Annotated in this window: 11 protein-coding genes; 2 read left to right on the forward strand and 9 right to left on the reverse strand. The window is 52.5% G+C overall.

Features of this window, described 5'->3' with window-relative positions; genetic code table 11:
* Nucleotides 1-778 (reverse strand): PEP/pyruvate-binding domain-containing protein (locus tag RT340_RS19265; RefSeq protein WP_313377516.1); only part of this gene is annotated, 778 nt, incomplete at its 3' end.
* Between the two features lie 450 nt (nt 779-1,228).
* Here RT340_RS19265 and RT340_RS19270 point away from each other — a divergent pair.
* Both RT340_RS19270 and RT340_RS19275 read left to right on the forward strand, forming a co-directional pair.
* Nucleotides 1,229-2,056, forward strand: a complete 828-nt coding sequence (locus RT340_RS19270) for a pyruvate, water dikinase regulatory protein (protein WP_313377517.1) — start codon at nt 1,229-1,231, stop codon at nt 2,054-2,056.
* A 148-nt stretch (nt 2,057-2,204) separates the two neighbouring features.
* The gene (locus RT340_RS19275) at nt 2,205-3,251 is read left to right on the forward strand and encodes a 3-deoxy-7-phosphoheptulonate synthase (RefSeq protein WP_097119269.1); all 1,047 of its coding nucleotides are present in this window, start codon (nt 2,205-2,207) and stop codon (nt 3,249-3,251) included.
* Between the two features lie 5 nt (nt 3,252-3,256).
* Here the strand turns inward: RT340_RS19275 and RT340_RS19280 are convergent, their stop codons facing one another.
* From RT340_RS19280 to ihfA, 8 genes are all read right to left on the reverse strand, one after another.
* Nucleotides 3,257-4,696, reverse strand: coding sequence for a protein adenylyltransferase SelO (locus RT340_RS19280; protein ID WP_097119268.1), 1,440 nt, complete (start codon nt 4,694-4,696; stop codon nt 3,257-3,259).
* 97 nt (nt 4,697-4,793) lie between these two features.
* Nucleotides 4,794-5,537 carry an EAL domain-containing protein gene (locus tag RT340_RS19285; protein WP_097119291.1) on the reverse strand — a complete coding sequence of 248 codons (744 nt, stop codon included), beginning with the start codon at nt 5,535-5,537 and terminating at the stop codon, nt 4,794-4,796.
* A 311-nt stretch (nt 5,538-5,848) separates the two neighbouring features.
* Nucleotides 5,849-6,310 carry an NlpC/P60 family protein gene (locus RT340_RS19290; RefSeq protein WP_097119267.1) on the reverse strand — a complete coding sequence of 154 codons (462 nt, stop codon included), beginning with the start codon at nt 6,308-6,310 and terminating at the stop codon, nt 5,849-5,851.
* Nucleotides 6,311-6,378: 68 nt separating this feature from the next.
* Nucleotides 6,379-7,125, reverse strand: coding sequence for a vitamin B12 ABC transporter ATP-binding protein BtuD (gene btuD, locus RT340_RS19295; RefSeq protein ID WP_313377518.1), 747 nt, complete (start codon nt 7,123-7,125; stop codon nt 6,379-6,381).
* A complete protein-coding gene (locus tag RT340_RS19300; RefSeq protein ID WP_313377519.1) occupies nt 7,126-7,671 on the reverse strand; it encodes a glutathione peroxidase in 546 nt (181 codons plus the stop codon). It abuts the gene before it with no gap.
* A 39-nt stretch (nt 7,672-7,710) separates the two neighbouring features.
* Entirely contained in the window at nt 7,711-8,694 is a 984-nt protein-coding gene (btuC, locus tag RT340_RS19305; RefSeq protein ID WP_313377520.1) for a vitamin B12 ABC transporter permease BtuC, read from the reverse strand.
* Nucleotides 8,695-8,784: 90 nt separating this feature from the next.
* Complete coding sequence (locus RT340_RS19310) at nt 8,785-9,147, reverse strand: DUF2502 domain-containing protein (RefSeq protein WP_097119263.1); 363 nt, start codon at nt 9,145-9,147, stop codon at nt 8,785-8,787.
* Between the two features lie 191 nt (nt 9,148-9,338).
* Nucleotides 9,339-9,641 carry an integration host factor subunit alpha gene (gene ihfA, locus RT340_RS19315; protein ID WP_007892687.1) on the reverse strand — a complete coding sequence of 101 codons (303 nt, stop codon included), beginning with the start codon at nt 9,639-9,641 and terminating at the stop codon, nt 9,339-9,341.
* Between the last annotated feature and the right edge of the window lie 35 nt (nt 9,642-9,676).

Genomic DNA, 9,676 nt, shown 5'->3' on the forward strand with positions numbered 1-9,676 from the left:
TAGTGCGACGCACGATGGCCGGGCGATTGGCTGCCAGTGTGGGTTTGTGCACGTAGAATTCATCCGGGTTCACCGCACCTTGCACCACCATCTCACCAAGACCGAACGCCGAGGTGATAAAGACCACCTGGTCGAAACCGGATTCGGTATCAATGGTAAACATCACGCCAGAAGACGCGAGATCGGATCGCACCATGCGCTGAATACCCGCTGACAGGGCAACGCCACGATGGTCGTAGCCCTGGTGCACGCGGTAAGAGATCGCACGATCGTTAAATAAAGAAGCGTACACGTGCTTCACGGCCACCAGCACCGCATCAAAGCCCTGCACGTTAAGGAAGGTCTCCTGTTGCCCCGCGAACGAGGCATCGGGCATGTCCTCAGCGGTGGCGGATGAGCGCACCGCAAAGGAAGCGTCGGCATCATCAGAGGAGAGTTGCTCATAGGCAGTACGCATCGCCTCTTCCAGCTCAGGCAGGAATGGCGTGTCCACGACCCATTGACGAATTTGTTTACCGGCCTTAGCCAGCTCTTCAACATCATCAATATCCGTTTTATCCAGCAAATCATAAATGCGCTGGTTCAGTCCGCTTTGATCGAGAAACAGATTAAAGGCGTAAGATGTCGTGGCATAGCCGTTAGGCACGGAGACGCCCAGTGACGACAAGTTAGTAATCATTTCTCCCAGGGAAGCATTCTTGCCCCCCACCCGATCAACATCATGCATGCCAAGCTGGTTGTACCAGAGCACTAGCGACTGTTGGTCTTGATTGGACATTGAGATTATCCTTCATTTAAATGATTGGAGCACATGGAACATTTTGCTATTCGCCAAAACAGCCTGGCACAATCAATAAATAAAGACTAAGTGTTGAATCGTTAAAGCAGAAAAAGAAACGCAAAATCGGACTAGTACCTGTTAGTGCTAGCGTTGCGCAACGGGCTTATTTAATGCTGAAACATGGCCGCAACGATATTTTTCCCCTTTTCAGAGGGTTAGCCATTGGTTTTTGTTGCGCAACAGATTCAGACTTTATTTTTACCTTGTGATAAAAATTGCGGGGAAATAGCGGTTTTCAAAACAGCATTTCATCTAATATTGTTCATCACAAAAATAAAATTCCAGCAGAAAGCACTCACGATATGGATATTTCATTTTATTTTTAATTAAAATGAAACATCGGCAATGACATTGTTACGCAAAAGTAAATAAGAGGGGATTTCGCCTATGAGCACTGAGCGCAGTGTGTTCTACATTTCAGACGGTACCGCCATTACCGCGGAGGTATTGGGGCATGCCGTGCTGTCGCAATTCCCCGTGAATATCAACAGCGTGACCCTGCCCTTTGTTGAGAATGTTCAGCGAGCTCAGGCGGTGAAGGCGCAGATTAACGCGCTGTATCAGCAAAGCGGCGTACGTCCGATTGTGTTCTTTTCCATCGTCACCCCGGATGTGCGTGAAATCATTCTGGAAAGCGAAGGCTTTTGCCAGGACATCGTGCAGGCATTGGTGGGTCCGCTGCAAAGTGAGCTTGGCGTATCTTCAATGCCAGTGGCGCACCGAACCCATGGTCTGACGGCGAGCAATCTCGGCAAATATGATGCGCGTATTGCCGCGATTGATTACACGCTTTCGCACGATGATGGTATCTCACTGCGTGGTCTGGAGGATGCGCAGGTCATTTTGCTCGGCGTCTCTCGATGTGGCAAAACACCCACCAGCCTCTATCTGGCGATGCAGTTTGGTGTTCGTGCGGCAAACTATCCCTTTATCGCCGATGACATGGATAACCTGAAATTGCCGCCGGCGTTACGCGCCCATCAACATAAGCTGTTTGGATTAACCATCGATCCTGAACGTCTGGCGGCGATTCGGCAGGAGCGTGCAGAGAATACCCGTTATGCCTCGATGCGCCAGTGCCGCCTGGAAGTGGGGGAAGTGGAAGCGCTCTTCCGCACGCATCAGATTCGTTACCTTAACAGTACCAACTATTCGGTAGAGGAGATTGCCACCAAAATCCTCGACATCATGGGTCTGCGCCGCAGCATGTATTGATCTGTACGCCAGGCCGTAAAGCCTGGCTTCCGTCTTGTTTCGCTCACCTTTCTTTTTAGCGGGTTGAATTCGCGGCCTATTGGTTTATTGTGACCACCATCACTTCCCGGTATTTCACCGTTGCGAAGAACAGATTTTGAGAATCTCAATGAACAAGACTGATGAACTGCGTACCGCGCGCATCGGCAGCCTGCTAACGCCCGCTGTGCTTGCGCAAGAACACCCCATTTCACCGGAGGTGGCGGCCACCGTCACCGCTGCGCGCCAGCGTATTGCACGCATTTTGACCGGTGAAGATCCACGCCTGTTGGTGATTATCGGCCCGTGCTCGCTACACGACCCTAAAGCCGCGCTGGACTATGCCGAACGCCTCAACGTGTTACGCGAACGTTACCAGGATCGTCTGGAAATCGTGATGCGCGCTTACTTCGAAAAACCGCGCACGGTGGTCGGCTGGAAAGGATTGATCTCAGATCCGGATCTGGATGGCAGTTTCGACGTTAATCGCGGCATCGCCATTGCTCGGAAACTGTTGCTGAATATCAACGCCACTGGTATGCCGACCGCCACCGAGTTCCTTGATATGGTGATCGGCCAGTTTATTGCTGACCTGATCAGCTGGGGCGCCATTGGTGCACGCACCACGGAGAGTCAGATCCACCGTGAAATGGCATCGGCGCTGTCGTGCCCGGTCGGATTCAAAAACGGTACAGACGGCAATGTGCAAATCGCAGTGGATGCGATTCGCGCGTCACGCGTCAGTCATATGTTCCTGTCTCCGGATAAACACGGTCAAATGACGATTTACCAGACCAGCGGCAATCCGCATGGTCATGTGATTCTGCGCGGTGGCCGTCAGCCTAACTATCACGCCGAAGATGTCGCGGCCGCAGCCGCAAATTTGCGTGATTTCAATTTGCCGGAACAGCTGATCATCGACTTTAGCCATGGTAACTGTCTGAAGCAGCATCGCCGCCAGCGCGACGTCGCAGATGATGTGGCAGCACAAATTCGTGCGGGATCACGTGCGGTGGCGGGTGTGATGATTGAGAGTTTCCTGCAGGAAGGTAATCAGAAAGTGGTGAGCGGCGAGCCGTTAAACTACGGTCAGTCTATTACCGATCCCTGCCTGAGCTGGGAAGATAGCGCCGAAGTGCTGGAGAAACTGGCTGCCGCGGTCGACAGCCGTTTTTAATCACCTTAGCTGGAGCAACTCACCTCCAGCGTTTTGCCCCACTCTGGCGGCCGTTGGCGTAACTCTGCGCTGACGGCCGCATCATCAAATGGCTGTTGTAAAGCCAGATGGAGCCGCTCCAGCGCCGCCTTCTCACCCTGCTCGACTTCTTCAATCACCTGCTGTGCCAGATAATTGCGCAACACCAGCGCTGGGTTGGCCGCCTTCATGACCTGCTGGCGTTGTTCATCTGATGCCTCATCCTGCAGCAGACGCTGACGATAGCCGTCGTACCAGTGGTCAAACGCCTCGCGGTCGATAAATTCATCACGCAGCGGCGAACGCTGTTGATGCTGCTGCGTCTCACTCAGTAAGCGAAAGGTCAACGTGTAATCGCTTCGCTCTTGTGTCATCAGCGACAGCAGTTGCGTCAGAATCGCGTTGTCATTGGCATCAGCGGTCAGAAGGCCCAGTTTAGCGCGCATCTTCTCACCCCAGACCCGCATAAGTTCCGTTTCATAATGGCTGAGCGCCTGTTTTAACTGATCCGTGCTCATCAACCCTGACAATGCATGCGCCAGACGATTGAGGTTCCACAAACCAATCATCGGCTGATTCTCAAAGGAATAACGCCCCTGATAATCGCTGTGATTGCAGATGAATCCGGGTTGGTAATCATCAAGGAAGCCATAGGGACCATAATCCAGCGTCAGTCCGAGGATCGACATGTTGTCGGTGTTCATCACGCCATGCGCAAAGCCCACGCTCTGCCAGTGGGCGATCAGGCTGGCAGTGCGTTTCACGATATCGGTAAACCACAGCACATAGCGGTCAGCGTCATCGCTTAATTCTGGCCAGTGATGATGAATGGCGTAATCTGCCAGTTGCCGGACCTTATCCTGCTCGCCGCCATAGTAAAAATGTTCAAAGTGACCAAAACGCAGATGACTCTCAGCGATGCGCATCAGCATTGCCCCGCGTTCCTGCGTTTCACGCAGCACTGGCTCATCGCCAATCGCCAGAGCCAGCGCGCGAGTGGTGGGAATCCCCAAATGGTGCAACGCTTCCGAAGCCAGGAACTCACGCACGCTGGAACGAATCACCGCCCGGCCATCACCCATACGCGAATAGGGTGTCAATCCCGCCCCTTTCAAATGCCAGTCGAGTTTACGTCCGTTCGTCAGTTGCTGTTCACCCAGCAGAATGCCCCGCCCATCGCCCAGCTGGCCGGCCCACACACCAAATTGATGTCCGCTGTAAACCTGCGCCAGCGGGGCCATACCTGGCAATAGCTCACGACCACTCCAGACGCCGTGCCCCTGCCCAGTGAAGAGCCCGGCATCCAGTTCCATTTCTGCTGCCAGCGGCGCGTTATGATAGAACAGGCGCCCGCCTTCCAACGGCGTTGGCATCAGCGCCGTATAGCATCCCGGCAGCTCTTGCTGCCAGCTATTAATAAATTGCATCACCACTCCAGAAGGTGCACACAAAAAGCACCAACAGTGAGTTTAAAGAATTGGGTTCAGTGTAACGCTGGGCGTCAGCGGATGACAGTTGAAAGGACTACTGCTGTGAAGGGGTGTGCGAAGTCACATCAGGATAAATAAGATCACCTAACCGTTCCGCTTTGACAACCGGGAACAAATTGCCTTGCAGTTGAGCTCCGCTCAGCGTGCTGACTTTCTCCAGCATGAGGTTATCGTCAACACCACATATTATGAGCTGATCGGCATAATCTGAGAAATTATCGATGACCGTTTGGATAAATGGTGTAAAAGATGCACGTTTAGCCAGGCCTTGTATAAAGGTTTTATCCAGTTTCAGTACACTAAAGAGATTATCGTAAACTGCGGTTGCAGGTGCTTTACCTGCACCAAATTGGGAAAGTGATAAACGGAATTCCTGCTGTAATGTTGCCAGAAGTGGCTGCGCTTTTCCGCGCGCTAATTGCGGAAACGTTTCGCTAATATCGAGAATAATAAAAGGAAGTTGTTTAAATTTCCTTAACAGAAATTCACTTTCAAGCAGCGTTAACGCCATCGAATCATCAATACGAACCAAAGCGGTAATTTGATGTAGCTCAAAAAAGTCACGGTACTTTTCCAGTAAAGAAAGCTGGCTCTGCATTAACCGTAATTGCTGCGCATCGTCTAATTGCGGCAACAGCAAATCCTGCGGCAGCGTAATAGGTGCGCTGTCGTGGACGAATTGCGTCACCAGCTCGACCGCAGTCAGCTGGCCCGCCAGTGTATAAACTGGATAGAACCAGGTTTCCGACTGATAGTCGGCAGATAAATGGACTTTCATTTTAGCAGCCAGAAGCAGTGGCAATTGGCGCATCGTATATCAATGAAAACGGTCAGGCAATAGGACCAAACGTTAGAAGAGACGCAATTTTGTGCCTGATTAAACCGTTTTAAGCCATAAATAAAACTTAAGCCAAATAGCCGAGGTGGTTGTCCATACTCATTAAATAAATTCAGTCTTATTTTTAGTATTTATGCGAGCACAGGTAAAGTGCCATTTTAAATGAGAGTTAAATTTGAGGGGAATTCAATAATAAACCGGCTGAAAAACCATGAAGAGAATAGGTCATTCAGCACTGGTATGGTAATCATTCAGATACGACGTGCCTGCCAAAATACCTTGCGCCAATAGACATTATCCAGTGAGGAGCGAATCACGCCCTGGCTGGTAGAAGCGTGGATGAAGGTGTTATCGGTATCATAAATACCCACATGCAGGCCATTCTCTCCGCTGCCCGTTTTGAAGAAGACCAGATCACCGGGCAGCAAATCGCGTTTATCAATGCGAGTGCCAATATCCGTCTGGTCAACGGTAGAACGCGGCAGTTGCATATCGAATTTATCGCGGAAGGTCAGATAAACAAAACCAGAGCAATCCACACCGCCTCGACTTAACCCGCCGTAGCGATAAGGCGTGCCACGCCAGCGACCTAACTGATCGTTGAGTTGAGCAATCACGGTGATGGAATCAGAAAGGCGGCCATTCGGCGGCGGCGCGTGATGGCTACTACACCCAACCAGCAGCAGCATCAGAAGAAATACCGTTATTCGCATCAGAATGTCCCTAAATCCGTCGCCCGGATGACACTTTAGCGGCAAATCTGCTTAACAGGCAATGTTATTCAGGGAATAAACAGCAGAGGGCCTTGCGGTGTATCTAATTGTTGAAACTCGGTTTGGTATAACGGAGAAAGATTGGCGGCGGTTAAGACGTCCCGCGCACGCCCCTGCATCACCACTTCCCCCTGATGCATCAATCCTACGCGGTCGGCATGGCGCAGACTGTGGTTAAGATCATGGCCGCTGGCAATCACCGCAATACCGGCGTGGCACAGCTGGAACAGCAATTTATCCACGGCTCGCTGCTGCGCGACATCCAATGCCGTCATCGGCTCATCCAGAATTAAAAGCTTGCCGTGAGGATTGATCGCCGGATGGATTTGCATCACTACTGCCGCCAGCCGCACACGCTGCCATTCGCCACCAGAGAGCTGCGTCAGTTGACGGGTTAATTTGTCGTGTATACTGAGTTGCGTCAGCACATCATTGAGTGTGACATCTACCTGCGGCGACGCCGAAGAGAAATGCAGACGCAGATAGTGCCAGACGGGCATGGTCCCTAACGCGGCCTGTTGTTGCGGTAACCAGGCACGCCATTGAGCCAGTGCAGCCCCGCTTAAGCGGCTCAACGACGTTCCTGCAAGCTGAATCACGCCTTGAGCCGGCAATAATCCCGACAGCGCACAGAGTAAAGTACTTTTTCCCGCGCCATTCGGGCCCACCAAATGTATCCATTCACCTGCATTGACGCTGAGATCAACCGGAGCCAGACGTCCCGCGACGCTAACTCCCTGACACTGCAACAACATTTACTCTGCCAGCGCCTGCTCAACGCGTTTCAGGATGATCGGATCATCAGGCGTCATATCCGGAGAGAAACGCGCAATCACCTTACCCTGTTTGTTGATGAGGAATTTTTCGAAGTTCCACAAAATGTCGCCCTCGGCTTTTGGTGCACGTCCTTTACTCACCATACGCTCGAGGAAACCGCTGCCTTCAGGACGTTCGGCTTCAGGCTGTGCCGCCGTTAACTGCGCATACAGCGGATGACGGTTGGCACCGTTCACATCGGTTTTATCGAACATTGGGAAAGTCACACCATAAGTGGTGCTGCAGAAGGTTTTGATCTCTTCGTTGCTGCCCGGCTCCTGCTCCAGAAACTGATTGCAGGGGAAACCCAGCACGCTAAAGTTTTTGTCCTGCCAGGCTTTCTGCAGTGACTCAAGCTGATCATACTGCGCCGTCAGCCCACATTTTGACGCCACGTTGACCACCAGCAGTACGTTGTCCTGATACTGTGCCAGCGTCGTTTTTTCGCCGTCCAGGGTAACCAGTTCTGTCTGATAAATGCTCATTGTCGATTCCTGTTGTTGAGACCAAGATGCCAGCCATTGCTAGCGCGAAGATTTCACTAATAGCACGATAAACAGCGGTGCGCCGAGGGTGGCGGTGACCACGCCAATCGGCAACTCTGCCGACGTCAGCACCAGTCGGGCGATAATATCTGCCCCGAGGAGCACCGCAGCCCCTGCCAGCGCCGAGGCGGGCAGCAGGTATCGGTGATCGCTAAAACCGCTTAAGCGTAACAGATGAGGGATGACCAATCCGACAAACCCGATGGTACCGGCCATCGCCACGCTGGCGCCAACCAGCCAGCCCATCGCCAACACTAACAGGTTACGCCATAACAATAACGGCAGGCCTAGCTGACGCGCCGAGGTTTCCCCCAGTGAAAGTAAATTCAGCGTCCGAGCGGTGGCTGTCAGCAGCAGAGTGACCGGCAACAGCGCCAGCATCATCCAGCCATAGCGCCAGTCAATACCGCCAAAGCCGCCCATCATCCAGTACATTAACTGCCGTAGATCGAGGCTGGTGCTAAAGTACACGGCCCATGTCATCACTGCGCTACAGATAATGCCGAGCGCGACCCCCGTGAGCAATAAGCGGCTGGCTGAAAGCTGACGATGGGCAAAGTGCAGCAGGATCAGCGTGATCAATAATGCGCCCGCCATCGCCGCCAGCGTCAGGCTCCATAATGAGCCATTGCCCAGCATGACACCCAACACTAACCCAATGCCCGCGCCATTGGATACGCCAAGCAGGCCGGGTTCTGCCAGCGGATTGTTGAACAGCGCCTGCATCACCACACCACACACCGCCAGCGCAGCGCCCACCAGCAGCACCGCCAGCGTCCGCGGTAAGCGCAACTGCCAGACGAAGAGTTCACCGTTAGAGGAAAACCATTGGGTTGGCGATATCCAGATGTCTCCGGCGCACAGGCTGAGAATAAACAGCAGCAGCAGAATGGCACCGAGCAGCATCAGCCAGCGCTGGCTACGACGATCGGCCTGACGGGCAAGCTGGTCCAACAGAGTCATAGATAAGATTGGCAGAGAAAACAGAGATTTGATTGTAGTGGGATTGTGGCAAAAAGAAAGCGGCACCGAGTGGGTGCCGCTAAGCAACGCTTACTGATGAGGCGGGATCGGTTGACCGTGATTATCACGCTTGTCGTGGCTATCACGCGAGTCATGATGCTGGTCGCGCGGCTGCGGTTTGTTATCGTGGTGCGGCGCATTGCCCGGGTGCTGTGGCTGCCAGCCGTTACCGTTCCAGTAACCGTGCGGGCCTTTGGTGCCGATGCGTTGATTGTGGTGCTGTTTCCACCAGGTTGGCGCACGCCAGTCGTAGCCATCCCAGTAGTAGCCACGTTTATCTTGATCACCGATATGAATAGAAACACCCGGTGTGTTGATGTTAACGGAAACATTGGCGTTAGCCAGCAGCGGCATGCCTAACAGGATGCCCAGTAAAAGTGCTGTCTTTTTCATCAGCAATACCCCTTGTTATCTGATGGCGCTGTTATAACAAATGGATTGCCGCAGTCACTATCAGCCAGTGCCGATTTTCATCCTATTTTCCGGATACTTACGAAATCCTGACATTATGGAAAGATTGCGCAGAACGGCCATTTTACAGCCAATAAAAAAGGCCGCTAAGCGGCCTTTTTGTCATACTGAAATTAGTCAGCGTCCTTCGGTGTCGCGTTCTCAACGCGACTTTTCAACTTCTGTCCCGGACGGAAGGTCACCACTCGGCGGGCAGTGATAGGAATATCTTCCCCCGTCTTCGGGTTACGGCCCGGACGTTGATTTTTGTCACGCAGATCAAAATTACCAAATCCGGACAGTTTAACCTGTTCTCCGTTTTCTAACGCGCGGCGAACTTCTTCAAAGAAGAGCTCAACCAACTCTTTGGCATCGCGTTTGCTCAACCCGAGTTTTTCAAACAGGTACTCTGACATTTCAGCTTTTGTAAGCGCCATAGGTTCAATCCCTCAAGGTTGCCTGGAATCGCTCT

Source organism: Pantoea sp. CTOTU50773, from assembly GCF_032082325.1.
GTDB lineage: Bacteria > Pseudomonadota > Gammaproteobacteria > Enterobacterales > Enterobacteriaceae > Pantoea > Pantoea communis.

Bases quoted from the DNA above. Each gene is read 5' to 3' on its own strand.
- RT340_RS19270 (WP_313377517.1), top strand. From the start codon at position 1,229: ATGAGCACTGAGCGCAGTGTGTTCTACATTTCAGACGGTACCGCCATT.
- RT340_RS19275 (WP_097119269.1), top strand. From the start codon at position 2,205: ATGAACAAGACTGATGAACTGCGTACCGCGCGCATCGGCAGCCTGCTA.
- RT340_RS19280 (WP_097119268.1), bottom strand. From the start codon at position 4,696: ATGCAATTTATTAATAGCTGGCAGCAAGAGCTGCCGGGATGCTATACG.
- RT340_RS19285 (WP_097119291.1), bottom strand. From the start codon at position 5,537: ATGAAAGTCCATTTATCTGCCGACTATCAGTCGGAAACCTGGTTCTAT.
- RT340_RS19290 (WP_097119267.1), bottom strand. From the start codon at position 6,310: ATGCGAATAACGGTATTTCTTCTGATGCTGCTGCTGGTTGGGTGTAGT.
- btuD (WP_313377518.1), bottom strand. From the start codon at position 7,125: ATGTTGTTGCAGTGTCAGGGAGTTAGCGTCGCGGGACGTCTGGCTCCG.
- RT340_RS19300 (WP_313377519.1), bottom strand. From the start codon at position 7,671: ATGAGCATTTATCAGACAGAACTGGTTACCCTGGACGGCGAAAAAACG.
- btuC (WP_313377520.1), bottom strand. From the start codon at position 8,694: ATGACTCTGTTGGACCAGCTTGCCCGTCAGGCCGATCGTCGTAGCCAG.
- RT340_RS19310 (WP_097119263.1), bottom strand. From the start codon at position 9,147: ATGAAAAAGACAGCACTTTTACTGGGCATCCTGTTAGGCATGCCGCTG.
- ihfA (WP_007892687.1), bottom strand. From the start codon at position 9,641: ATGGCGCTTACAAAAGCTGAAATGTCAGAGTACCTGTTTGAAAAACTC.